Annotated in this window: 25 protein-coding genes; 7 read left to right on the forward strand and 18 right to left on the reverse strand. The window is 33.1% G+C overall.

The features are described 5' to 3' along the window. Positions 1 to 3: 3 nt before the first annotated feature. The 3 genes from GAPWK_RS01445 to gltP all read left to right on the forward strand — a co-directional run bounded on the left by GAPWK_RS01445 (position 4) and on the right by gltP (position 4,769). Entirely contained in the window at positions 4 to 582 is a 579-nt protein-coding gene (locus GAPWK_RS01445) for an SIS domain-containing protein (RefSeq protein WP_025314518.1), read from the forward strand. A gap of 98 nt (positions 583 to 680) precedes the next feature. Then, entirely contained in the window at positions 681 to 3,371 is a 2,691-nt protein-coding gene (gene gyrA / locus GAPWK_RS01450; protein WP_025314519.1) for a DNA topoisomerase (ATP-hydrolyzing) subunit A, read from the forward strand. A gap of 87 nt (positions 3,372 to 3,458) precedes the next feature. Beyond that, positions 3,459 to 4,769: a glutamate/aspartate:proton symporter GltP gene (gene gltP, locus GAPWK_RS01455; protein WP_025314520.1), complete on the forward strand. Its 1,311-nt coding sequence runs from the start codon at positions 3,459 to 3,461 to the stop codon at positions 4,767 to 4,769. A gap of 106 nt (positions 4,770 to 4,875) precedes the next feature. Here the strand turns inward: gltP and GAPWK_RS01460 are convergent, their stop codons facing one another. The 7 genes from GAPWK_RS01460 to rpmB form a co-directional block, all read right to left on the reverse strand. Beyond that, positions 4,876 to 5,286, reverse strand: coding sequence for a VOC family protein (locus GAPWK_RS01460; RefSeq protein WP_025314521.1), 411 nt, complete (start codon positions 5,284 to 5,286; stop codon positions 4,876 to 4,878). Position 5,287: 1 nt separating this feature from the next. Then, on the reverse strand, positions 5,288 to 6,589 hold the full coding sequence (gene fucP, locus GAPWK_RS01465) for an L-fucose:H+ symporter permease (protein ID WP_025314522.1): 1,302 nt from the start codon (positions 6,587 to 6,589) through the stop codon (positions 5,288 to 5,290). A 40-nt stretch (positions 6,590 to 6,629) separates the two neighbouring features. Continuing rightward, positions 6,630 to 7,559 carry a ribokinase gene (locus tag GAPWK_RS01470; RefSeq protein ID WP_025314523.1) on the reverse strand — a complete coding sequence of 310 codons (930 nt, stop codon included), beginning with the start codon at positions 7,557 to 7,559 and terminating at the stop codon, positions 6,630 to 6,632. A 15-nt stretch (positions 7,560 to 7,574) separates the two neighbouring features. Further along, positions 7,575 to 8,258: a D-allulose 6-phosphate 3-epimerase gene (gene alsE / locus GAPWK_RS01475; RefSeq protein ID WP_025314524.1), complete on the reverse strand. Its 684-nt coding sequence runs from the start codon at positions 8,256 to 8,258 to the stop codon at positions 7,575 to 7,577. Positions 8,259 to 8,316: 58 nt separating this feature from the next. After that, positions 8,317 to 9,105 (reverse strand): DeoR/GlpR family DNA-binding transcription regulator, encoded by a 789-nt coding sequence (locus GAPWK_RS01480; RefSeq protein ID WP_025314525.1) that lies wholly within the window; start codon positions 9,103 to 9,105, stop codon positions 8,317 to 8,319. 408 nt (positions 9,106 to 9,513) lie between these two features. Then, positions 9,514 to 9,681 carry a 50S ribosomal protein L33 gene (gene rpmG / locus GAPWK_RS01485; protein ID WP_025314526.1) on the reverse strand — a complete coding sequence of 56 codons (168 nt, stop codon included), beginning with the start codon at positions 9,679 to 9,681 and terminating at the stop codon, positions 9,514 to 9,516. 15 nt (positions 9,682 to 9,696) lie between these two features. After that, positions 9,697 to 9,933, reverse strand: coding sequence for a 50S ribosomal protein L28 (gene rpmB / locus GAPWK_RS01490; protein ID WP_025314527.1), 237 nt, complete (start codon positions 9,931 to 9,933; stop codon positions 9,697 to 9,699). 753 nt (positions 9,934 to 10,686) lie between these two features. On the opposite strand from rpmB, the gene aroE reads away from it, so the two are divergent. From aroE to argA, 4 genes are all read left to right on the forward strand, one after another. Next, positions 10,687 to 11,517 carry a shikimate dehydrogenase gene (gene aroE, locus GAPWK_RS01495; protein WP_025314528.1) on the forward strand — a complete coding sequence of 277 codons (831 nt, stop codon included), beginning with the start codon at positions 10,687 to 10,689 and terminating at the stop codon, positions 11,515 to 11,517. Between the two features lie 149 nt (positions 11,518 to 11,666). Continuing rightward, positions 11,667 to 12,020, forward strand: coding sequence for an Aca2/YdiL-like domain-containing protein (locus GAPWK_RS01500; RefSeq protein ID WP_025314529.1), 354 nt, complete (start codon positions 11,667 to 11,669; stop codon positions 12,018 to 12,020). A 223-nt stretch (positions 12,021 to 12,243) separates the two neighbouring features. After that, the gene (gene aroL / locus GAPWK_RS01505) at positions 12,244 to 12,756 is read left to right on the forward strand and encodes a shikimate kinase AroL (protein WP_025314530.1); all 513 of its coding nucleotides are present in this window, start codon (positions 12,244 to 12,246) and stop codon (positions 12,754 to 12,756) included. A 590-nt stretch (positions 12,757 to 13,346) separates the two neighbouring features. After that, positions 13,347 to 14,675 carry an amino-acid N-acetyltransferase gene (gene argA / locus GAPWK_RS01510; protein ID WP_025314531.1) on the forward strand — a complete coding sequence of 443 codons (1,329 nt, stop codon included), beginning with the start codon at positions 13,347 to 13,349 and terminating at the stop codon, positions 14,673 to 14,675. A gap of 86 nt (positions 14,676 to 14,761) precedes the next feature. On the opposite strand, the gene GAPWK_RS01515 is transcribed toward argA, so the two are convergent. From GAPWK_RS01515 to GAPWK_RS01565, 11 genes are all read right to left on the reverse strand, one after another. Continuing rightward, positions 14,762 to 16,015 carry a PTS ascorbate transporter subunit IIC gene (locus GAPWK_RS01515; protein ID WP_025314532.1) on the reverse strand — a complete coding sequence of 418 codons (1,254 nt, stop codon included), beginning with the start codon at positions 16,013 to 16,015 and terminating at the stop codon, positions 14,762 to 14,764. A 1,163-nt stretch (positions 16,016 to 17,178) separates the two neighbouring features. Next, positions 17,179 to 18,597, reverse strand: coding sequence for a glycoside hydrolase family 28 protein (locus GAPWK_RS01520; protein ID WP_051516216.1), 1,419 nt, complete (start codon positions 18,595 to 18,597; stop codon positions 17,179 to 17,181). Positions 18,598 to 18,770: 173 nt separating this feature from the next. Beyond that, positions 18,771 to 19,742 (reverse strand): sugar-binding transcriptional regulator, encoded by a 972-nt coding sequence (locus tag GAPWK_RS01525; protein ID WP_051516217.1) that lies wholly within the window; start codon positions 19,740 to 19,742, stop codon positions 18,771 to 18,773. 108 nt (positions 19,743 to 19,850) lie between these two features. After that, the gene (locus GAPWK_RS01530; RefSeq protein WP_025314534.1) at positions 19,851 to 21,095 is read right to left on the reverse strand and encodes a zinc-binding dehydrogenase; all 1,245 of its coding nucleotides are present in this window, start codon (positions 21,093 to 21,095) and stop codon (positions 19,851 to 19,853) included. A gap of 161 nt (positions 21,096 to 21,256) precedes the next feature. Then, entirely contained in the window at positions 21,257 to 22,087 is an 831-nt protein-coding gene (locus GAPWK_RS01535) for a mannose/fructose/sorbose PTS transporter subunit IID (RefSeq protein WP_025314535.1), read from the reverse strand. An 18-nt stretch (positions 22,088 to 22,105) separates the two neighbouring features. Next, entirely contained in the window at positions 22,106 to 22,924 is an 819-nt protein-coding gene (locus tag GAPWK_RS01540; RefSeq protein ID WP_025314536.1) for a PTS mannose/fructose/sorbose transporter subunit IIC, read from the reverse strand. A gap of 34 nt (positions 22,925 to 22,958) precedes the next feature. Next, positions 22,959 to 23,450, reverse strand: coding sequence for a PTS system mannose/fructose/N-acetylgalactosamine-transporter subunit IIB (locus tag GAPWK_RS01545; protein WP_025314537.1), 492 nt, complete (start codon positions 23,448 to 23,450; stop codon positions 22,959 to 22,961). Further along, on the reverse strand, positions 23,451 to 23,870 hold the full coding sequence (locus GAPWK_RS01550; RefSeq protein ID WP_025314538.1) for a PTS sugar transporter subunit IIA: 420 nt from the start codon (positions 23,868 to 23,870) through the stop codon (positions 23,451 to 23,453). It lies immediately after the preceding gene. Positions 23,871 to 24,084: 214 nt separating this feature from the next. Beyond that, on the reverse strand, positions 24,085 to 24,771 hold the full coding sequence (gene mutH / locus GAPWK_RS01555) for a DNA mismatch repair endonuclease MutH (RefSeq protein ID WP_025314539.1): 687 nt from the start codon (positions 24,769 to 24,771) through the stop codon (positions 24,085 to 24,087). A 69-nt stretch (positions 24,772 to 24,840) separates the two neighbouring features. Further along, positions 24,841 to 25,389, reverse strand: a complete 549-nt coding sequence (locus tag GAPWK_RS01560) for an NADPH-dependent FMN reductase (RefSeq protein ID WP_025314540.1) — start codon at positions 25,387 to 25,389, stop codon at positions 24,841 to 24,843. A gap of 82 nt (positions 25,390 to 25,471) precedes the next feature. Further along, positions 25,472 to 26,032: a Dps family protein gene (locus tag GAPWK_RS01565; RefSeq protein ID WP_025314541.1), complete on the reverse strand. Its 561-nt coding sequence runs from the start codon at positions 26,030 to 26,032 to the stop codon at positions 25,472 to 25,474. Positions 26,033 to 26,095 lie beyond the last annotated feature (63 nt).

Consider the following 26,095-nt stretch of genomic DNA (forward strand, 5'->3'; position numbering starts at 1 on the left):
AACGTGCAAGATTTAATAAAAAATTATTTTACTGAAAGTATTCAAACTCAAATTGTAATGGCTGAGTCTTTAGGGACATCAATTGAAAAAGCGGCAAGCATTATTGTTCAAGGTTTACTTAATGGTAATAAAATTATGAGCTGTGGTAATGGCTCATCTGCTGCAAATGTACAAAGTTTTACTTCTCGATTAATTACCAGTATCAATATAGAAAGACCCAGTATACCTGCTATAGCTTTGGTATCTGATAATGTATTATTAAGTGCAATTGCCAATCATGAAGAAATCTATGCTCGCCAAATACAAGCTTTAGGTCAGCGCGGTGATATTTTAATAGTGTTGACTTGCCAAGGTAACAGCCGTTCGATTATTCGTGCAGTTCAAGAAGCAGTGATCAAAGACATGAAAATTGTCGCTTTAACTGCCTTTGATGGTGGTGAAGTTATCGGTTTGCTTGGTCAAAATGATATTGAAATAAGAGTTCCATCTTATAAAAAAGTAATGGCATACGAAATGCATGCTATGATTTTAAATTGCTTATGCCAATTAATTGAAAATACTTTGTTTATTCAACATGAATAAGTTGAAATAAAAACAGTATAGTCCTGCATTAATAACGAATTTTATGCTATAATTACAAGCTATTTTGATGACCTAATTTAATAAGAGAACATGGTGTTATGACCGAACTAGCCAAAGAAATAACCCCCGTTAATATTGAAGATGAGCTAAAATCCTCTTATCTTGATTATGCAATGTCTGTCATTGTTGGGCGTGCTTTACCTGATGTACGCGATGGCTTAAAACCGGTCCATAGAAGGGTCCTTTTTGCCATGCATGAAGCAGGATACGATTGGAATAAACCTTATCGAAAATCTGCTCGTGTTGTTGGGGATGTTATTGGTAAATACCATCCACATGGTGACTCTGCTGTTTATGACACGATCGTGCGTATGGCACAGCCATTTTCGTTACGTTATATGTTAGTTGATGGTCAAGGAAACTTTGGTTCTGTTGATGGTGACTCGGCTGCGGCAATGCGTTACACTGAAATACGTATGCAAAAGTTTGCGGGAGCGTTATTGACCGATCTTGATAAAGAAACGGTTGATTTCTCGCCAAACTATGACGGATCAGAAATGATTCCTGATGTATTGCCAACGCGTATTCCCAATCTACTAATAAATGGCTCTTCAGGTATTGCGGTTGGTATGGCAACTAATATTCCTCCTCATAATCTGTCTGAAGTCATTAATGGTTGCCTTGCTTTTATTGAAGATGAAAATATTTCAGTCGATGGTTTAATGGAACATATCCATGGTCCTGACTTTCCAACTGCTGCTTTAATTAATGGTCGAAAGGGTATTGAAAATGCCTACCGAACAGGGCGTGGTATTATCTATATTCGTTCTAAAGCAACTATTGAAGTTGATGATCATAGTGGACGTGAAACAATTATTGTTAATGAAATTCCATATCAAGTTAACAAGAAAAAACTGATTGAGAAAATAGCAGAATTAGTTAAAGACAAAAAAGTTGAAGGTATCTCGGCATTACGCGATGAATCAGACAAAGATGGGATGCGTATTGTTATTGAAATTAAGCGAGATGCTGTCGGTGAGGTTGTATTAAATAACTTATTTTCATTAACTCAATTGCAAGTCTCATTTGGTATCAATATGGTAGCCTTACATAAAGGGCAACCTAAACTTCTAAATTTACGTGATATGATTGAAGCATTTGTGCTTCATCGACGTGAAGTGGTAACTCGTAGAACTATCTATGAATTACGTAAAGCTCGCGAAAGAGCCCATGTATTAGAAGGGTTAGCTATTGCGCTTGCCAACATTGATCCTATTATTGAATTAATTCGCGCAGCCTCAACACCGGTTGAAGCTAAAAATAAATTATTATCTCAAGCTTGGCAGCTTGGTAATGTAGCAGCAATGCTCGAAAAAGCGGGTAACGATGCGGCTCGACCAGAAGATTTAGCGCCAGAATTTGGTATTCGCGATGGTTATTATTACCTATCAGAAGCACAAGCCCAGGCTATTTTAGATCTTCGTTTACATCGTTTAACGGGTCTAGAACATGAAAAGATTTTGGATGAGTATAAACAATTACTGATTCAAATTGGTGAGTTACTACATATTTTAGCAAGTCCAGAACGTTTAATGGAAGTGATTCGTGAAGAGCTTGAAGCGGTTCGTGATCAATTCCAAGATGCAAGAAGAACTGAAATTACAGCAAGCAGTGCTGATATTAATATTGAGGATCTTATTGCTCAAGAAGATGTTGTTGTAACTCTTTCACACCAAGGCTATGTAAAATATCAGCCTTTATCTGATTACGAAGCTCAACGTCGAGGTGGCAAAGGTAAATCTGCAACTAAAATCAAAGAAGAAGATTTTGTCGAAAAATTACTTGTAGCTAATACCCATGATACCATTCTTTGTTTCTCAAGCCGTGGTCGTTTATATTGGATGAAAGTTTATCAGCTCCCTGAAGCAAGTCGAGGTTCACGAGGTCGTCCAATTATTAATTTATTACCACTTGAAGCAGGTGAACGTATTACTGCGATTCTACCAGTTCGAGAATTTGACGATGAACACTGTGTATTTATGGCAACAGCACAGGGTACCGTTAAGAAAACTTCATTAATTGAATTTAGTCGCCCAAGAACTGGTGGTATTATCGCAATTAATTTACGTGATGATGATGAGTTAATCGGCGTTGATCTAACAAGTAATGAAACGTCTGAAACTGTTGATGATGAACTCAATGATGATGTAATTATTGATGAGACTGATAATGATGAAGAGGTCTCTCAAATCTCTAATACAGAAGATATTATGTTGTTCTCTGCTAATGGTAAAGTGGTTCGCTTCCCAGCCAATAAAGTTCGCAGCATGGGACGAACTGCGACAGGTGTACGAGGTATCAAATTAGAAGGCGATGATAAAGTTGTATCACTGATTGTTCCACGAGGAGATGGCGCGATCTTAACCGCAACGCAAAACGGTTATGGTAAACGTACACAACAAGAGTTATACCCAACCAAATCACGAGCGACAAAAGGTGTTATTTCGATCAAAGTGAGTGAAAGAAATGGTAAAGTCGTTGGTGCTGTTCAAGTTGATGAAACTGATCAAATCATGTTAATCACGGATGCAGGAACACTTGTACGTACACGTGTTTCTGAAGTAAGTATCGTCGGTCGAAATACACAAGGTGTTATGCTTATTCGTACAGCAGATAACGAAAAAGTTGTCGGATTACAGAGAATAGCTGAAACAGAGGATGAAGAAAATGAGTCCGATCTTTCTCAAGGAGAGGAAGGGCAGAATTTAGCTCTGGAGTCCGAAGAATAATTTTTAATTATCAAAAAGGATTAGTTATAACTAATCCTTTTTCATTTATAAAACCCAGAAAAGGAATAGTATTAAATGTCATTTTTAATAAAGAAAATCTTAACAAATCTTGCGTGGCAAATTTTAATTGCTTTGATACTAGGTGTAGCGGTGGGCGCTTATTTATTTGAACTTTCTGTCCCAAGCCATCCTTTACATTCATATTATCAATTTTCGATAGTTAATATTTTTCAACCAGCCGGTGATATCTTTATTCGTTTAATTAAAATGATTGTATTACCTATTATACTCAGTACGCTAACTTTAGGTATTGCAGGTATTGGTGGTTCAAAAAGATTAGGAACATTGGGTTTTAAAACAATTCTCTATTTTGAAATTATTACAACGATTGCTATCTTATTAGGGCTTTTCTGGGGAAATATTTTTGCGCCAGGAGCGGGAATTGATTCTGCAACCTTAGCAACTACTGATATCAGTAAGTATACTAAAGCCGCAGAAGAATTGAGCGGAAAACCTCATGGCTTAATTGTTATGATATTAGATATGATCCCAGCTAATATCTTCAAAGCTATGACTGATGGCGCTGTTTTACCTGTTATCTTCTTCTGTGTCTTTTTTGGTTTAGGTCTAATGTCTTTACCAGACAAACAACGCGAACCATTTGTCTTTTTCTTAAAAGTTGTATCTGACACCATGTTTAAAGTAACTAATATGATTATGCGTTACGCACCAATTGGTGTTTTCGCACTGATTACTGTAACAGTTGCTAAATATGGATTTGCATCTCTTCTGCCATTGTTTAAATTAATTTTGACTGTTTATTCAGCGATGATTATTTTCACATTGGTGGTATTAGGAGGTGTATGTAAACTTTGTAAATTTAATATTTTTACCCTACTAAAAATATTGAAAGAAGAATTAGTGATAGCATTTTCAACCGCCAGTTCTGAAACTGCATTACCAAAAATTATTGAAAAGATGGAAGCATACGGTGCTCCAAAAGCGATCACAAGCTTTGTTATTCCAACCGGTTACTCATTCAATCTTGATGGTTCAACACTTTATCAAAGTATTACAGTTATCTTTTTGGCTCAGCTATTCAATATAGATTTAACCATTTTAGATCAAATTATTATTGTTATAACATTGATGATTGCCTCTAAAGGTATAGCGGGTGTGCCAGGTGCTTCAATCCTTGTTTTATCTGCAACCCTTGGAAGTGTAGGTATTCCACTTGAAGGTATTGGTTATATTATGGGTGTAGAACGTATTTTAGATATGGGTAGAACTGTTGTTAATGTTGTTGGTAATGCATTAGCAGCGATTGTTATTGCTCGTTGGGAACATGTTTTTGATGATAAAAAAGCAAAAGTCTACGAACAACAATATTTGAAATAATTCTGTTGTTAACTAATGCTGTGATTATTATATTATAAAATAAAAAACTACCTGTAATGACAGGTAGTTTTATAACTTGTTTTTTAATTACTTATTTTTATAATTATTAGAAATATTTTGTCATATCAAATTCAATTCTTTCTCCATCAGGACCACTAATAAGAAAAAAGCTTACTTCACAACGCTCCCTTTTCTCATAAATAGGCCCCTCATTGATCTCGTAACCAAGCTCTTTTATCTTATTAAGCATCCCGTCAATATCATTAACTTCTAGTGCAAAATGTTCAATACCATTGTGAGTTTGAGTTAAATCGGTATAAGTATTATCCGGTAATTGATACAGTTCCAATGTAAGCTTTGGGGAACTTAAAAATTCTACGTGCACTTCACCATTTTGAACTTTTTTGGAAAATTTTTCTGTAACTGTAAAACCTAACGTTTGATAAAAAGATGATGATTTATCAATGTCACTAACTTTTAAACCCAAATGGGCAATACCTGTAATTAAATTATTCATATTAGATACCTTTTTTCGAACAATAGTAACCATAAAATGCAACGTAGATAAAACAGCATAGAGGTGCGGTAAATGCTATTTGCATGTTTCCTTGATTTACATCAGAAATAATTCCCATAATTAGTGGAATAACTGCACCACCAATAATTGACATAACGACAATCGATCCTGCAGTTTGAGTATCTTTACCCATTCCTTTAATTGTTAATCCGAAATTAGTTGGCCATCCAGGAGCCATACAAAAACTAATGGTAGTTAATGTTGCAATGGCGATGATCCCAGAGCTCATTATTGCTATTGCTAACAAGATAACTGCCAGAATAGCAAAGATACTCAATAATTTAGCAGGACTTATTTTTTTCATTAAAAATGTAGATACAACTTTCCCTAATGCATAGAAAAGTAGAGAAATAAGTAACCAATAAGTAGCATTATGTTCAGATGTGCCCGTTTCAACTTGTTGGACAAAACGTATAGTAAAACTCCAGACACCAACTTGAGCACCGACATATAAAAATTGAGAAATGATACCTAAAGTAAAACGAGGAATAGCAAAAAGTCGTTTTAACGAATGGATTAAATTTTCATTTTCTTGATTTTCAATCGAACTAGCCTTACATGCTGGAAATTTGACAAAAATAAATATCAATGCAATTAAAACTAATATTGAACCGATTATTAAATAGGGTGTAACTACTTGCCCAACCATTTGATGCCTTGCCGCATCTGCTGCGTCGGGTGTCATTTGCAATAATTCAGCATGGCTAGGATCATTTTTACCAAATACTAATTGTTGACCGATTAGAACACCTAATATAACTCCAACGGAATTAAAAATTTGTGAGAAATTAATTCTTTGTGTTGATGTTTCTATGGGACCTAACAAGCTTGAATAGGTATTACAAGATGATTCAAGAAATGACAAACCACAAGCGATAATGCCTAAGCAACCAAGAAATGCATAATAGGTCATTGATGAGGCTGCTGGTATAAATAAAAAGCATCCAGTCGCATATAACATTAAACCAATAACAATTGCTAATTTGTAAGAAAATTTTTTAATTATAGCTGCCGCTGGTAATGCAATAAAAAAGTATCCTAAAAAAAATACTGATTGAACTAAAGCAGTTTGTGTATCAGTGAGATCAAACCCTTTTTTAAACTGTGCAATTAAAATATCATTTAAATTAACAGCCATTCCCCAGAGTGCAAATAAACAACATACTAGAATAAATTTTGCCCATGGCGTTTTTGTTAAATAAGCACTACTATCTAAAGTAGATGATTTATTAGTCGTATTCATAATAAAACCTTAATATCTAAAAATAATTAGTAATAATTTATTAATTACTACTAAATTTGTTCATACGTTCAATTGCCTGCTGATAGGTAGTCATACATGCCGCTCCAATATATTCGACACTCACGGCTGCAAAAGCAGAACTAAATAACGCAGCTTGTTTAATATTTTGTCCATTAGCAATTTGAGCAGCTAAGGCTCCGTTGAAAGCATCTCCAGCACCAGTTGTATCAACAGGATTTGCTGGAAAGCAAGGGATCCAAGTTTTGGTTGAATGATCTGAAAGTAGTGAACCTTTTGCTCCCATAGTGATGATAATTTTCTTAACACCTTTTTGGTGTAGATAATCAGCAGCATATTCTGCACTTTCTTTATCAGTGATTTTTTGACCTGTAAGAAGATAAGCTTCTGTTTCATTGGGGGTTAACAAATCAACTTTTGATAATAACTTATCACTAACAGGTTGAAATGGTGCTGGATTTAAAATAGTAAATGCATTGCTATTATTAGCAATATCAATTACTTGATTGATAGCCGAGAGATTATTCTCAAGTTGGACTAATACTACATCTGCACATTTTATTGCTGGTTCACATTTTTTAATTTCTTCTTCTGTTACAATCATATTTGTACCAGGATCGACAGAAATCATATTTTCAGCATTTTTTCCAGCAACATAAATTAATGCATTGCCTGTAGCTCGTTCATTTGAACTTAATATTGTTACAGCATTAAACCCTACTTCTTTGAGATGACGGCGAGCAAAATAACCAAAATCATCTTCTCCTATTTTTCCTATATAGTGAACATTTGCTCCTGCTTTCAATGCTGCTGTCGCTTGATTAGCCCCTTTTCCTCCTGCTGAGATCTTACTTGAACTGGCAACCAATGATTCACCAGGCATAGGAAAACGATCTAAAAATGCAGTTATATCAAGATTAAAAGATCCGAAAACACAAACTTTTCCTTTCATTTAATTGTCCTTTTACTATTTGATAGTTTTAATAGCGTTATTGATATCAGTCGTCATTTTTTTCCAAGCTTCATCTAAAGAGAGATTCTTTTTAAATAGTCCTGAGCTTCCCATAATTAATACTTCAGCTCCTGATGAGAGCAGTTGATGATAAGTATTTGCATTACAAGAACCATCAACCTCAATTAGAAATTTAAAATTATTATGTTTTTTCAATTCAGAAAGTTTTTTAATTTTTTGTTGCATTTCTGGAATAAATGGTTGACCAGCATAGCCTGGATCAACGGTCATTATGGTAATTTTATCAAGTAGATGAATATATTCTGATATGTACTCAATAGGTGTTGCTGGATTTATGACAACTCCCGCTTTTTTATTTAATTGATGAATATGATTAATCACCCTAAAAGCATTAGTATTAATTGTTTCTGCATGAGGACAGATAAAATCAGCACCAGCATTTGCCATTTGATCAATAAAATCCGTAGGGTGTTCTACCATTAAATGGACATCTATTGGTATGGACGTGTGAGGTTTTATTTGTTCAATGAAGAAAGCTGAGAGTGTGATATTTTTAACAAAATGACCATCCATGATATCAACATGCAAAAAGTCAGCATGATGATTAAAAAATGTTAATTGCTCTTTTATATTAATTAAATCCATACACATCAGTGATGGGGAAATTTTATACTGCATAATTATTCTCCTTATTACTAGAACCATCGTAATTATCTAGTTAAGAAGAGATATTTAATTAAGCTAATACAACCTCTACACTGTGCCAATCCATTTCTTTTTGTAGTAATTTATCGATATTTTTATCGGTAATTAGAACGTCAATATCGCCTAAGTTACATATTTTAGCAAAGGCATTTTGATTAAATTTGGTTGAATCAGCTAATACAATGATTTTTCTTGCTGTTAATATCATCTGTTTTTTCAAATGAGCATGATATTCATTGTTGTCACTTAAACCATTATCAAAATCTAGTCCATCGCAAGAAATAAATAATGTATCTATAGTAAATTCGGCCAACATCTTTTCGGTTAATGACCCAACCATATCTTCATTTTTGGCAAAATAAGCACCGCCTAAAACAAAAATTTGAATTTGACTTTTTGCGGCTAATGTCTGAACAACATTTATTGAATGAGTGATGACAGTCATATCAACATTTGGAAGTTGTCTAGCTAAAAACCAGCAAGATGAACTACTGTCTAAAGCGATACGGTCTGCATTATTTACAAATTGTAGTGCTTTTCGGGCAATGCGGGTTTTTACATCTGTATTAACCAAAATTCGTTGGCGGAATGAGCGATTATTATTTAATATGGAAGGCACTATAGGATCACTAGAGATAGTTGAGGCTAGTACTGCGCCTCCATGGCTGCGACGAATCAAGCCCTTTTTCTCTAAAGTTCTCAAATCTCTGCGTAGTGTTTCTTTAGATACGGAACATAGTTTTGCCATCTCATTTACAGTCAAACTAGTGTGTTGACTTAGTAATTGAATGATCATTTGTTGCCGTTCTATTATTAACATAATATCTCCTTAACTGCCTTGTCAGTTTAACTTGTTAGAAATTACCATTTTGTGTATGGAATCTGTTTTGTTATTTGTTTTGTTTCATTAATAATAAAATATGATAAAGGACACATTTATCTTATTGAAAGGTTCAATATTTAATTAAATTTATACATATTATTACCTGAAACAAAAAAAAACGGTCAAAATCGGTATATAAAATCATGTTTGATTTTGACTGAATTTGACCGAATCTATTTTAAATAGATTAATGATAGTCTATTATGAATCGTAATGCTTATTAGTTGGGGGAATATTTTTGCTAAATATGTGATTGAAATATTTTTTTTATTTGGATGGCGGGAAATAATTTCTTACAATTATAAAAAAACCCAGCATTTGCTGGGCTTTTTATTTATTAGATAACTATTTAATTTTAGCTTCTTTATAAATAACATGCTGACGAACAACGGGATCGTATTTTTTGATTTCCATTTTCTCAGGCATAGTTCTTTTATTTTTGCTAGTGGTATAAAAATGACCTGTACCAGCAGAAGAAACTAATCTAATTTTTTCGCGTACACCTTTAGCCATGATATGGTTTCCTTATTAGTACTTTTCACCACGGGCACGAAGTTCAGCTAAAACTGCATCAATACCCTTTTTATCGATAGTTCGCATACCTTTAGCAGATATACGCAATTTTACAAAACGTTTTTCGCTCTCAACCCAGAAACGGTGAGTTTGAAGATTTGGTAGAAAACGACGTTTAGTAGCATTCATCGCATGAGAACGATTATTTCCTACTAAAGGACCTTTTCCTGTTACTTGGCATACTCGTGACATGTCAATAATTCTCCGAAATTTCTATGCTTAAGCCTTGGGCGTAATATGTTAATGGAATTAACCTCGTCAGGCTTTTAGTTTGCTGCAGTTCTATCTGAGAAGCAGTCTAACCTCTCACACTACACCCACAATAATGAGGTAGCGAAGTATACGCTGTTATACACAAATTCTCAAGCATTATCTTATTTAAGCTTAAAATAAGTTTATATAAATGTAGTTCACATAAAACACAAATTGAGATAGAAAGTGCCGTGACGAGTTTGACTTCGATGAGTTATCGTACCGGCATTATAGTAAGAGTACTCATTCTTGCAGAGTTTAGTGTTACTCTTGTTCGCATAAATAAAAGTTATCAAAAGGAGATATTTTTATTGCAACAATGAAAAATAGATCTTTATTACCCACAGCCCAAAATTTTTATCACTTCCTAATTGAACATATTCTAATTAAATATATCGTAATTAAACTTAGTGAATATGCTATTTGGTATCACTTAGACTATCTTACTATTTTGATGTGGCAAAAATATTACCTTGCGATAGTGAATAATTAAAAAAGTTAAACTGCGTTTAAAATATTCTTTTAATAAAGTAGATGTTATTTTTTACATATTAAACAAATTTTTATAAAACAAAATGTTAACTTTATCTGTAATTTTAGAAAAAATGATTCAATTTTATAATAAATGTGTTTTAATAATTAGGATTAAGATTTTATTTATTCCTTTTATTTTCCAACTTTTAAGGAGATTATATGAGCCAGTTTCAGCCATATAGCATATACGGTATTATCGGTTATCCTTTAGGACACAGCATGAGCCCACTGATTCATACTACATCATTTCAAGATTATGGTATTCCTGCTGTTTTAGTTCCATTTCCTACTCCTCCGGAAGAAATTCCAACGCTATTTAAATCTGTAAGATTATTAAATATACGTGGATTATGTGTCACTATCCCACATAAACAAACCATTATTCCTTATTTAGATGAAGTAACTGAGCATGTAAAAAAGGCGGGAGCAGCGAATTTAGTTTATTGGGATGGCGATAAGCTTTGTGGTGACAATACTGATATTATCGGTTTCATGGAGCCTCTTAGAGCAAAAAATTTACCTGCTGAATACAAAAAAGTTTTATTACTTGGAGCAGGTGGTGCTGCACGAGCAGCTGTTGTTGGATTACAAGATCTTGGTTATACCGATATTACTGTAACTGATATTGTTGATGATTTACCCCAATCGTTATCTAAAGAATTCAATCTTAAAACTGTTGCATGGCAAGATCGAAGTAAAGTAGAAGCACAAATAATTATTAATTCAACTCCATTAGGTATGACGGGTAAATTTGAAGATCAAACACCTTATGAACAAGCATGGTTTAAAGGTAAAGGTATTGCGTATGATATCGTTTATACGCCATATAACACTCGCTTTAGACAAGAGGCTGAAAAAGCAGGTTGGGAATCAATTTCAGGTCGAGAAATGTTTATTGGGCAAGCAAATGCTCAATTTAAGATTTGGACGGGTAAAGATCTTTCTGAACGGGCAAAACAAGCTGTAATTGATGCTCTAGCAGGAAAATAATTAATAAATAAAAGTATACACATCTAATTTAAATTAGATGTATTGCTGATATCTATATGTTTAACTTTCTTAACTTTATATAAATAAATGATATCGGTGTCATATTTAGAATTACTGTATAAGTAAAAATACGATAGGGAGGAGTATTTATGACTAACCTAGAACTGCAAGCGTATCGCCGCTTTCTTATGTTAAAAGTATCAGAGGCAAGTGAATATATTGGTAAAACTGATGCTAGTACGTGGCATAATTGGGAAAAGGGTACTGTTCCTGTTCCTCAATATGTTGTTACAGCAATGCAAGAATTGAAAAAACTTCGAACTGATAAAGTAAATATTATTATTAATAGTATTAATGATCGGGTTGGTAGTAGTACTATTCGCTATTTTTTGACCTATGAAGAGTTCAAAAAAGTGAATCCAGAACTTGATATCATTCAGTGGCGATTACATCAATCTATTGCGACAGAGCTATATTTTCGTGGTTTAGAAAAATTGTGTTAACAAAATATAATACAACCAACATTTAAGCTAAGAGATATTTTTAAAAAAGTTTGTAAAATATTATTTACAGTTATGAGCTAGGATTTATTGACTTATATTATAAAAATCAATAACTTTTAAAATGATGTACTATTATGTAAAAAAATATTGCAAAATTTAGAGTGAGTCACTAGCATAGACGGTATATTCTGTAAGCTGTAAATTCGAAAGGACAGGACTCAATATGAATAATACTATTTTTTTAGTAGGTGCCAGAGCAGCTGGTAAAACAACAATGGGAAAAATGCTTGCAAATAAGCTATCGTTTTCTTTCATTGATACCGATTGTCATTTGCTTGAGACTACTCAAAAAACAGTAGCTGAAATTGTTGAAAAAGAAGGTTGGGAAGGTTTTAGAGCCAGAGAAAGCCAGATTTTAATTGATACAACTAAGCCAAATCGAGTCATTGCAACAGGTGGAGGAATGGTACTGGCCGATCACAATCGCAAATTTATGAGACAAAATGGTACCGTCATTTTTTTATCAGCCACAGCTGCAACATTAGCTGCACGTTTAATGAAAGATCCTAATGTTGCTCAGCGACCATCATTAACAGGTCTATCTATTGTTGATGAAATGGAAAAAGTGTTGGCAGATCGATTACCGTTATATCATGATGCCGCTCACCATATCGTTAATGTTGAACAAGATGAAGAGCTAATACTTAGTAATATACTTCATATGTTGCAAAACTAATCTAATACCCTTTTAATAAATACCACTCAATAAAGTGGTATTTTTCATTAATAATAAGAAAAATAACTATTTAAAATTTATAAAAAATCTATTATTCATCTTTTTATCTTGCAATTGCATTTGAAGGCGTTTTTCAATCAACTCGACCTGCAAAAGGTTGTATGTATATTTTTAGCGGGTTATCCTTTATCGTTATTTAGCTTATTTCAATGGTCAGATATCAACAAATCTAAGTTTGTGTTATGCGATACAAATATTGCCGATTTAAGGATATTATTAGCGATAGCTGTATTAATATATTACCGAAAATATTAAATTTTCCTAAAAGAGCCGATAAAGTTAAATTATTAATTTAACAAAATACTCTGATATTAAGGGCATGCAGTTATTGGTATGTTCTTTTTTTATATTCACTAAATAAACTACATTTGAAAAATAAATTATTTCAAATTGATAATTTAAGTTCTTTATTATTATATTAGTAAAAATACCTTTCTGAATTATTTTTTAAAAACTGCTTGCGATTAAAACAAAAATACATAAAAATACACAAATAATGAATAAATATTCAGTCATGAAAGGTTATAAAAATGAAAGAGCGTACAACTGAATTAGTTGAAGGTTTAAGACATTCAGTACCTTATATAAATGCACATCATGGTAAAACATTTGTGATTTTACTTACTGGAGCGGTCCTTAGAAGCGATAATTATTCAAGTATTATTAGTGATATTGGATTGCTCTACAGCCTCGGTATTAAACTTGTTATTGTTAATGGTGCACGTAATCAAATTGATGCATCGTTAAAAAATCATAACATTGTACCTAAATATCATAAAAATACCCGTATCACTGATGCAGCAACATTAGATATCATCAAGCAAGTTACAGGCCTATTGCAACTCAACATAACCGCAAGTTTATCAATGAGTTTAAATAATACACCATTACAAGGCGCTCATATTAGTGTAGTCAGTGGTAATTTTGTCATTGCTCAACCATTGGGTGTTGATGACGGTGTTGATTATTGCCATACAGGTAAAATTCGTCGCATAAATAACGAAGCCATTGAAGAACAACTAGAACGAGGCTCTATTGTACTGCTTGGTCCTGTAGGTGTTTCGGTAACAGGCGAAAGTTTTAATTTAGCATCTGAAGATGTTGCTGCTGAAGTTGCCATTCGCTTAAAGGCCGATAAACTAATCAGTTTTTGTGCAGAACAGGGTGTTCTTGATGAAAATGGTCGAGTTATTACCGACCTTTACCCTATTGATGCGGATAATTATGTAAATAACAAAGAGCAACAAGGTAAACATTTATCAAGCGAAGCCCGCTTTTTGCGAGCAGCCTCTAAAGCATGCCGATGTGGAGTTAGACGAAGCCATTTGGTAAGTTATTTAGTTAATGGCTCTATTTTACAAGAACTCTTTTCTCGTGATGGTATTGGAACACAAGTTTCGATGGAGCACTCAGAACAGATTCGTTCAGCTACCATTAACGATATTGGTGGCATATTAGAACTCATCCGACCATTAGAAGAGCAAGGTGTTTTAGTTAAGCGTTCACGTGAACAATTAGAGATGGAAATAGATAAATTCACAATTATTGAACGTGATAATATGACAATTGGTTGCGCCGCTCTTTACCCTTATCTAGACGAAAAAATGGGTGAAATGGCCTGTGTAGCGATCCATCCTGACTATCGTAATTCGTCTCGTGGTGATTTATTAATTCAAAAGATCACAGAAAGCGCAAATAACTTAGGGTTAGAAAAAATATTTGTATTAACTACCCGTAGTATTCACTGGTTCAGAGAAAAAGGGTTTAATCCCGCAGAAGTGGATGATCTGCCAATTAAAAAGAAACAACTCTATAATTATCAAAGAAATTCAAAAATATTAATGTTTAATATTGAATGAATTAATCATTAAAAAGTCTGCTTATTAGGCAGACTTTTAACAAATCATTCACGCTTAACTTGATAAAAGCGAAAGTGCTTTTAATACTAATTAAACAATTTCACTACAAATTCGGTGATCAACGACAAACTGGTAAAGTCAGGATCGGCAAATGTAACACCTTCCACACCTAGAAATGCAAAAAGAGGTAACGCTAGGGCAGGTAATATACATAACAATAACCCATTAATAAAAGCAGCAATTATTGCACCTCGCGCTCCGCCAGTTGAATTACCAAAAATAGCCGCGGTTCCACCTGTGATAAAGCTTGCCATAATTCCTGGAATAATAATTGGTAAGCCAACAAAAGGGAAAACAACAACGCAGGCTATTTCAGTAAAGAAACTCACAATGAAACCAACCAATACACAATTTGGTGCTTTATCAAATAACACCATAGGGTCGACTGCAGGTACACAACCGGGTGCGACAACTTGAGCAAATCCTTTAAAAGCTGGAATAATTTCTTCAGTAAAAATGGCTACTCCTTTTTTAGCAATATATAAACCGCCAGCAAAAATAGCTGATTGTTCTAGTGCAAAAATAATGAACGTGTTATTTTTAAGAATATCTTTTAAATAATCAGCAGAAGAAAACGCACCAGATAAACATAGTAAGACAAACATGGTAATAAAAGTCGCCACATCAGACTGTCTTAAAAAACTAAAACGATCGTTTATTTTGATATTTTCAATATCATTTTTTTTATTTCCTAACAATGAACCTAAATAAGAACCTATCAAATATGAAATAGTCCCTGCATGAGCAATACAATAATCATTGTTGCCTATTATGTTACGGCTGAATTTAGAGAGTAAAGTTGGAAATATCGCCATATAAAGCCCAATAATAATTGCGCCAGTAGCAACAATTATATAGCCATTATAGCCCATACCTTGTAATACGGCAGTGAACGAAAATGCCATAAATAGCACTAAATGCAGTGATAAATAAATCGATTTAAAGCGAGTAAATCTTGCTAATAGCAGATTAATGATCATCGCAAAAAAGAGGATAAAAGCAGCGCTCGTGCCAAGTGATTCCATTGTCAATGCGGTAATGGCTTCATTACTTGGTACTACGCCATGCATTCCAAACGCGTGAGTAAACATGTTACTAAACATAATTAACACACCACCTAAGATTTTTCCGCCAGTCTTGATTAATACAAAACCAATAAACGAAAGTAGTGTTCCAGTAATAATTTTAGAAATTTTGGCTCTCTGTAATACCAGACCGATAAAAGCTACTAATGCAATAATGATAGCTGGCTGACCAAATATATTTAGAAAAAGATCCATGTTTCCACTCCAAAACATAATAATAAAATTGAGGATCATTATAAATGAAACGATATTTCATTTTGTGTTTTGGATCACAAATTAGCAAATGTAACAGATAAATAATCAATTAGAAGCAAATAGTTATCTTAATTAAAGATTATCAATTGACCTTTTTTAGATAATAATTATTTTTGTTTATTGAAGTTTTTGTAAAAATAATTCAGGAGTCTATATCATTTCAATAAGTTTTAAATATGATAAATGGGTTATAAGATAAGTAGAAATTGAAAAAGATATTATAGCCATACTTTTTAAATCAAAGTTATTTCAGGCAGTGACATTATCCCCATTGTTGTCAGCAAATATTTTATTGATTGTCTTTTTTAGATAACTCTTAATTGAGTTTATTGATGTTTATTTGTAAAAATAATTCAGGAGTCTATATCATTTCAATAAGTTTTGAATATGATAAATGGGTTATAAGATGGGTAGAAATTGAAAAAGATAGTATAACTATACTTTTTAAATTAAAGTTATTTCAGGCAGTGACATTATCCCCATTGTTGTCAGCAAATATTTTATTGATTGTCTTTTTTAGATAACTCTTAATTGAGTTTATTGATGTTTATTTGTAAAAATAATTCATAAGTCTATATCATTTCAGTAATTTTTGAATATGAGAAATGGGTTATAAGATAAGTAGAAATTGAAAAAGATATTATAGCCATACTTTTTAAATCAAAGTTATTTCAGACAGTGATATGATCTTAACGATTGCTAGTAACAATTGATTTGCTTTTTTAGATAACTCTTACTTGAGTTTATTAATGTTTATCTGTAAAAATAATTCAGGAGTCTATATCATTTCAATAAGTTTTAAATATGATAAATGGGTTATAAAATGGGTAGAAATTGAAAAAGATATTATAGCCATACTTTTTAAATCAAAGTTATTTCAGACAGTGATATGATCTTAATGATTGCCAGCAAACATCCCAATTGATTTACTTTTTTTGATAACTCTTACTTGAGTTTATTAACATTTATTTGTAAAAATAATTCAAAATAGAAGAAATAATCGTTACCAGTTTTGATTGTCGATTTGACATTTTATCAAAATCGGTAACGATATCTTTTGTTAGCTCTTTATTAGTTAAATCAAAATCAATACACCAATATTATTATTGGTTAGTTATTTGGCTACCTTTTTCTTTAATAATATCAGATCCTTTTTCTACTTTAATTACCGTTTTACTAAACTCTACCGATGCATTACGAATTTTAAAACCACTTTCAGATTCAATATTGATATTTGAAAATTTAATATTATCAAATGGTTTTTCAGGAGTTCCAATAATAAAACCAGCATAATTGCTTTTACCTTTTACAGTAAGATTATTAAAGCTTATGTTATTAAAGTATGGTGTTTCGTTTTCTTTATACTCTTTCGGTTGTTCATTATCAGCAGGATAGATTTGATCGCCTAACATAAATCCACCAGCAAATTCCCCTTCTTGCAATGCTTTAATTCTCGCATCTTTAGTTGTAGGCCCTCCTTTATAATAAGCTGAAAGTACAATGGGTGTTTTTACATTTATCATTGTGGTGTTGTTGTATTGAATATCTTTGACTTCTCCACCTTTACCTCGAGGAGATTTTATTCGAATACCATACATTGCATCGGTGAAGGTATTATTTTCAGCAAGTAGATTGCTCACACCGCCGTTCGTTTCTGAGCCAATAGATAATCCTCGCCCAAGCATAAAGTTATTTTCAGCAATATAAAAATCATGGCTAAGGTTGCTTATTGTTGATTTTATTGCAACGTGATCATCGCCAACACTAATATTATTTTTGGTTATGCTGACTCTTCGACTATTCATAGGATCAATTGCATCAGTATTTTGCCACCAAGCTGGAGCGGATATGGTTGTTTTGTTAATAGTAATATCTTCCACATTATTAAAAACCACATGGAAACTTGGTGAATTTTGTATGGTGACATCCTCAACTAAGATATTACTAGAGTCTTTAAAAAAAAGAAGACGAGGGCGATTAGTTGGTCCTTTTTTGCCAGCTTTACGAGTTGTAGCGCGATACTTTTCTAAAAGAGTCGAACCTTGCCCATCAATAATACCTTCGCCAGTGATAGCTATATTTTTTTCTTCTGCAACATTAATAAATGCAATCCATTTATCTGCTAGTGGCCATAATTTAGATGATCCCGACCATTTTTGTTGTTCTTCTGTGGGATGATAAGCACTTTCTTCAGCGGAAGCTTGTAAAACAGCACCTTTTTCTAAATGGAATTCAATATTACTTTTTAAAAAAAGTGGTTCTGATAAGTAATAACCCGCAGGAACAATAACTTTACCTCCGCCTTTTTGAGCACAATCGTCGATAGCATCTTGAAATGCTTTTGTATCATACCAAATACCTGTTGCTTCAGCTCCATAGTCTATGACATTACATTGTTTATTAGGAATATTTAATTTTTCTAAAGTAACAGGGGAAAATGAAGGCGATGCCAAAACACCAAAACTAGCCGTAAGGGAGAATAGACCAATAGATAATCCATTTTTTATAATTAATCGACACATAATTTTTCCTTAATGAAAAGTAAAAAGATGAAATAGTAAATATACAAATGATTATCTAGGTTAACTGTCAAAGAATCTGTTAATAGAATCACAAAAAAGAAAAATCGTTTATAAAAAATTGAAATGAAGTTTTATTTTAATGTGTATTACTTATATATCAGTTTATTTAATGATTAATTAGCTAATTGATTGGCCATTTCATCGCTAATGACTAGTATATCGATATAATTTGCATTTAATGCAGCAATCAAACTTTTGAGTTTCTCCGCATCACCGCTTGCACATATTTTTAAAGGGATTTTTTTGAGGTTGTCTAAGGTAACACCAATGATTTGATCATGAAAAGGCGTTTGTAATTCCTTACCGTTTTTATCATAAAATCGTGACAAAATATCCCCAACAATTTTTTTGTTGGTAATTTTTTGAAAAAGTTCACCATAAAAACCATACCAAATGGAGTTTTTGGATATTGCAGGACAGCCTATACTAAATAAAGCAACGGTAATTTTACTCCACCAATTATTGAGTTCTTTCATATGCAGAGTTTTTTCAATTTCAGTTTTTAAATTAGCGGTATCGACGATAGCAGGATAGTCAATTAATATCGCGTTACTTTTAAGTTTATCCGAAAGTTTATAAGCTATATTATTTACATGGTATTTTGTTTCGATCTTGCCAGAAGGGCCGCCAATCATTGGTACGATAGTAACGTTTTCGAATGTAGCATTATCATTTTTTAAGCTATTAACAATATAATTGATCGTTCGCCCCCAAGACACACCAATCACATCATTATCAGTAATATTTTTGAGTAGAACAGTTGAAGCGACATTACAAACAATCTGATTTTTACTTTCATTGTCTATATCAAGGTTAACTGGTACGACAATAACTTGTTTTAATTGATATTTATTACAAATTTTTTCTTCTAACGCAATATCGGGTAATAAATTATAATTAATTGAAATCGAAACAATACCTAGCTCGCGTATTGTTTTTAACATTCGACTAATGCTTGAACGATGTATATTTACTATTTTTGCTATTTCTGATTGAGTTTTATTTTCTTCATAATACAACTGAGCGATCTTAATTAATATTTTGTGTTGTTCAAACTCGTTGTTTTGAAAATTTTGATTAATCATAGTAGCGTTATCTTATTATTTTTAGTTATTAAAAAACTCTGTATTTTTATTCACATCAAGAAGTCATTTTTGTATGACAACTTGAAGTGAGTAGAGTATACCAAAAAATTAAGAATCGATATTAGGAAAATATTTTAAAACATAATCTTCGGCTTCTTTTGACCAAATGCCATGATTTTTAGATAATATCTTCTGTAAAGCTACATCATTCACATCTTGATTTAAGGATTCTAAATTTTTAAGATCAAACTTTTTGTGAATATAAACTAGTTTTTTTCCTCCTTTAATCTGGTCTTGTATTTGGGTAATTTTACTCGCTTGATCAATACCCATAATGTGCGATACGATTTTTGCCACATCAACAGAGCCTGATTCGATAAGTTTAACTGCTTCGCGCATGTCATTGGTATTACCACCTGAAGTACCAACGATATGGGTAAAATTATAATGGACATCGTAGAAGTTAATTTCAGCAGAAAAGTTTTTATCTTGTGGGCCTGCAAAAAAGTTAAGGCAACCATCACTTGCCAATAACTGAGATGCGAGTTGAACTAACTCTTGCGAAGGTAAAAATACAAAAACATCATCGAAAGAGCCAGTTGTTGATTTATTTTTCAATAGGGCGACTTGATCATCGGTCGTAGAGATATCCACAAATTCTAATTCAATACCATTGCGAGATTGGTAAAGGGTTTTTAAGTGTTCTATTTTTTCTTTACTGCGACCTGTTACGACAATCTTTTTCGGTGCAATAGGACCACCTAATGCATAATCTATTGCCAACATTCCCATCGGACCAGTACCACCTAAAATAATCAGATTACCATTAGGTTTTATACCCATGTTATGTTCATAACTATTCGGTTTTAAATGAAAGTTAGCATTGAATGCACCAATAATACATGATAAAGGTTCAATTAATGCACCTTCGAAATAAGTTTGTCCATTATAAGGAATCAAACAGTCTTGTTTTAATACATCATGGTTGATTATCATGTAAGTTGCGCAACCACCAGTATAAGGATAGGAGTATCCTACGCAATATGGACTATCCGTCAGTTGCAAATTGGCTTGAACAACATACTTTTGCCCGGGCTTAAATTTATGCTGCCATTTTTTTCCAACCTCTATAATTTCACCACAACATTCATGGCCAATAATGATGGGATTATTTTTTAAATCAGGTGGCGTCTTTTTATGATGTTCACCTTGATTGGCTAATTTTAATGAAGACATACACATACTATCAACAATGACTGTCACTAGAATTTCATCATCAGTAATTTTTGGAAGTTCCAATGACTCCAATCGCAAATCATTTTTTCCATATAGCCTAACTGCATAAGTTTTCATATATTCCTCTTATTTTTAAAATTGATTAAATTTGCTTAGCTAAAAAGGTTCAAAGTATCTGTATTTCTAGGTAACAATCTGTTTTATTAGATTATTATGTAATGACTTTGAACCTGTTGATTAATTTGGGGCGGTTAAGTTTTTATTTTGAATCTATCGTTTTAACCAAGAATACCTAAACCATAGCCAATAATGCCTACCGCAAATAATGCAAAGATTAAAGTTATTGGACTAACTTTTTTTCTCAATAATTTCATCATTAACAGTGTTAATGCTAAAGGGAGTAATCCTGGTACCAGATCGTTAAGAATGCCTTGAACTGTCATAATGACCTCTTCACCATTAATGCCGGTAGTTTGTGACACAATAAGTGGGACATTAATCGAGGTCCATTTAGTGACTAATACGCCCATTATGAATAACCCTAAAATAGACGCACCTTCAGTTAATTTTGGGAGAATATTACCAGATAGATCTTTAACAATTCCGATTCCTTTTGATAACCCATAGGTTAAGCCATACCATTTCATCGCAATTCGAATTAAATTAAAGAGAATAAAAAACAATAATGGACCAGCGATATTTCCCGTAAGTGCTAATGACGCACCAAGAGCTGCGGTAATAGGGCGCAATGTACCCCAAACTAATGGATCTCCCACACCAGCTAAAGGTCCCATAAGACCAACTTTCAAACTGTTAATAGTGCCATCAGAAATATCAGCACCATTTGCTCTGGCTTCTTCCATTGCCATAGTGACGCCAAGAACAGGTCCACACATTGCAGGCGTTGTATTGAAGAATGTTAGATGTCTTTTTAATGCTTCTCGTTGCTCTTCTTCTGTTTTGTATACTCGTTTGATTGTCGGAATCATATCGACACAAAAAGCTAAGGCATGAATTCGTTCATAATTGAAAGATGCTTGTTGAAAATTAGATCGAATAAATGTACTGACAATATCTTTCTTTTGTATAGTATTTAACTCTTCTTTCATAATAAAACCCTTTACTTATTAATCATCTAATTCATCATCAGCAATGATTGAATGGTTATTAGTCACGACATTAATATTTTTTTCATTACTTTTAGTTGTATTAAATTTAGAATTTAATTGAACATAAATAATGGCAAAAATGACGCCTAAAATGCCAAATGACAGTAAACTAAAATTCAAATACCCACCAAGAACAAACCCTAAATAGAAGAAAGGTGCCAGATATTTAACCATCATCATGTTCAAGACCATTGCATAACCAACCACAACAATAAAACCACCGGCTACAGCAAGACCTCCCGTCACAATATCTGGTAATAGATTTAATAAGCTCTTGACGGTATTTGCATCAACATAAATAGCAACTAAAGTTGCAGGTATTGCAACTCGCAATGCTTGTACAAAAAGGGCGCTGAAATGTAAAAACTCTATTTTTTGGAATTGAACTTTTTCAGCGGCTTTATCCGCTTCATGTTGAAAGGCAACAGTGATGGTTCTTGCAAATACCGTTAAAACTTGCCCAGCGGCCGCAACGGGTAGGGCGATTGCAATTCCGGTTTGAATATCTTGTTTACCAACGACAACTAAAATTGCTGATATGACACTAGCGAGTGCTGAATCGGGTGATTGAGCGGCTCCAATATTCATCCAACCTAATGCTATCAATTCAAGTGTACCTCCCAAAATAATACCTGTTTTTATATCACCTAAAATTAAACCTATTACGGTACAAGCAATTAATGGTCGATGAGTTTGAAACTCATCAAGTACACTTCCCATTCCTGTGATACAAGAAAAAATAAAAATTAATACAATTTGAAATAATGAAATTTCCATTTTCTACCTCCTTATTTATTGCTAATGATGGTTGTTAATATGGAAATTCTTGGTCAAGCAATTTGATAAAATCGACTGTCGGATCGGTAATGACCACTTTCAGAGACAGATCAACGCCCATCTCATGCATTTTTCTAAATGCTGATACGTCGTTTTCATCTAATGAAACAGCTTTTGTAATCTGCTTTTTGCCAGTTTTGAAAGACATACCGCCAATATTGATACTTTTAATTGGCACTCCTTCTTTAATCAATCGCATGACATCCGTTGGGTTAGTAAAAAGATAAAACACCGTATCATTTTCATATTTTGGGTTTTTATAAACTGCCGCCGCTTTAGCAATACTCACTACAGAAACTTTAATTCCAGGAGGAGCCGCTTGTTTAACTAAAGTGGAACGAATTTCGTCATTAGCCACTTCATCACTAACAACAATTATTCTTTCTGCTTTGGCTTCTTTGGTCCAAACAGTCGTGACTTGACCATGTATTAAACGGTCATCAATACGAACTAAATTTATAATCATTTAAAACTCCTCATGTTTAGCGATGTTTTTGGATAGTTGACTGAAAGATTTGATGAAATCAGCTTTCATGTCGTTAAGTTGTTCAAACGTTTCTTCTAAGCTGATCGAGGAGTAATCAATATGTAATAACGCTAAACAAAGTGGTAAAGATAAGCCACTGATGACTTCAATATTGCCATTTTGCATTGCTAACATTGCCGCTGCGTTATAGGGGCTACCGGAAAAGATATCAGTAATAATAATGAATGGTTGCTCAGTTGATTGACTAATGATTTTTAGATATTTATCTTTTAAAGTCTCAATACCCTCACCTAATTGAAAAGTAATCGCATGTAGGTTTGTATATTCTCCAGCTATCATTTCAATAGTCTTCTTCATTTCAATAGCAATGTTTCCATGGCCAGCTAATATAAAGTTCATATCTCACCTCTTTCACAAATTCTCTTGTTGCTTCACAAATGTTTAGATGAATTTATATTCACAAATAATCGAAGTAAATCACAAATGTGAAGAAATGTGATTCAGGTTTGATTTTATTGCAAAATAAAAGAAATATCTTTTAATGTGATATAAAAAAGTAGTAATTTGTAATGTTAAAAATTTGAAAGTTTAGGGAAGGGAAATTGAATTATTGTTATTTTTGAATAACAGAATGAGTTGAGTTTTGTAATATCTGTAAAGTAAATGATTTTTTAAGATAGAAACCTCTTGGACGGGTTAGAATAATTTGTCCATTTTCACCAATAGCTTCAGTCAATGCTTTTCCATTTGCCGCTTTAGGTCTGATTTGTAAATAAGTACCATAGCGAGCAGTTATTTTTTCCACTTGACCTAGTGCAATCATATCCATCAATTCTTGCCAATCTTGCCTAAGCTGTTGTTCTTGTTCATTCGTTGGCGTCCATAATATAGGGTGTCCTACTTTTCTATCTGCAAGAGGGATGGTTCTTTCCCCTTCAATTGGGATCCAAAGCACTTTACTTAGTTTATATTTGACATGACTTGTTTCCCAAATCACTCCATGATTGGCCATTAAAGGAGCAACACTAACAAAGGTGGTTTCTAATGGTTTACCTTGCTTGTCGATTGGAATCGTTTTGAGTTCTATGCCTAAATTAGCAAAATCGCGTTCAGCTTTACTTCCAGCATTAGCACCTAAAAAGGTCTCAATAAGATTACCTGCCCAGCCTTTTTGCTTGTTAAGATTATTCGGTACTGGTATATCAAGGTAATGTGCTATTTCACCAAACGTATACCCCGCAACTAATTGGGCGCGGTTTAATAATTGTTGTTGATTGGTTGGAAAAAATATTGTTGTCATTTAGAAACTTTATCAATTGCAAAATAAACCCACAGTTAATCAGAACTGTGGGTACTCAATAAAACATAATTAACTTAACTTTTCAACCCAATGTGCATAACTGTTGATAATAATGGAAAGAAACTCTTTGGTTTTCTCGTTCATATTCCCATTTTCATCAAAAGCGTTATTAATATTACCGATATATGCTTCAGGTTGCTGTAATGTTGGCATATCAAGAAAAACTAATGATTGTCGTAATTGATGATTAGCACCAAAGCCACCTATAGCGCCTTGTGATACAGAAATTACCGCAGCAGGTTTTTTTGACCACACGCTTTTACCATAAGGACGAGAGCCCACATCCAAAGCATTTTTAATTACCGCAGGTAAACCTCGGTTATATTCTGGGGTAACAAAAATTACACCATTACAATTGGCAATTTCTTGACGAAAACGATCATAGGATTTGGGTGGTGTATCTGTATCAATATCTTCATTATAAAAAGGCAAATCGCCTATTTCAATGATATCCAGTGAAAGTGATTGTGGTGCGATTTGTTTAAATATATTAGCTACTTTTAAATTGAAAGAATCTTTACGTAAACTACCAACAAGTACGGCTATTTTTTTATTCATTTGTAATTCCCCTTAATCGAAAGATAAAGAGACACAATAATGTGTCTCTTATTAGGGATAATGACTCAACATTACTAAATTTTTAGTGGCCTGAAGAATCCAATTTACGACTGGTTTCAAATAAAAACCAAGCTCGTTTTTCAGTTTGATCAATCCACTCTTCAATTAAACTTGCTGTTGCCGAATCGTTATATTTATCACAAATATCATGTGCAACACGCATACGAGTAGTAAGTTTAATATTATCTTGGCAGAGTTCAGCAATCATATCTGACGGCTCAACAAAATCTGCATCATTATCAGAAATACTTTGTAATTTTGATATGTGGCCAATAGAGCGCAATGTTGTACCACCTAATTTACGCACACGTTCAGCAATGGGATCGGTCATGGCGAATAATTCGTCACCGTGATCATCTAACATTAAATGATAATCACGAAAATGAGGGCCACTTACATGCCAATGAAAGTTTTTAGTTTTTAAATATAATGCAAATACATCTGCTAATACAGAGTTCATTGCGCCGGAAATATCTTTTGATGCTTTTTGACCTAAATCAGTAGGAAACAAAATTGCCGCTTGCTGTAGTTTCTTCGCGCTAGCTGCTTTTTTAGATTTAGACGAGGTAATACTTTTAGCCATGATATTCTCCTTAAGTTGAAAAACAAAATGAGTGTGTATTTACAAATTACGCTAACTGGTAAT

The sequence above is a fragment of the Gilliamella apicola genome (assembly GCF_000599985.1).
Lineage (GTDB): Bacteria > Pseudomonadota > Gammaproteobacteria > Enterobacterales > Orbaceae > Gilliamella > Gilliamella apicola.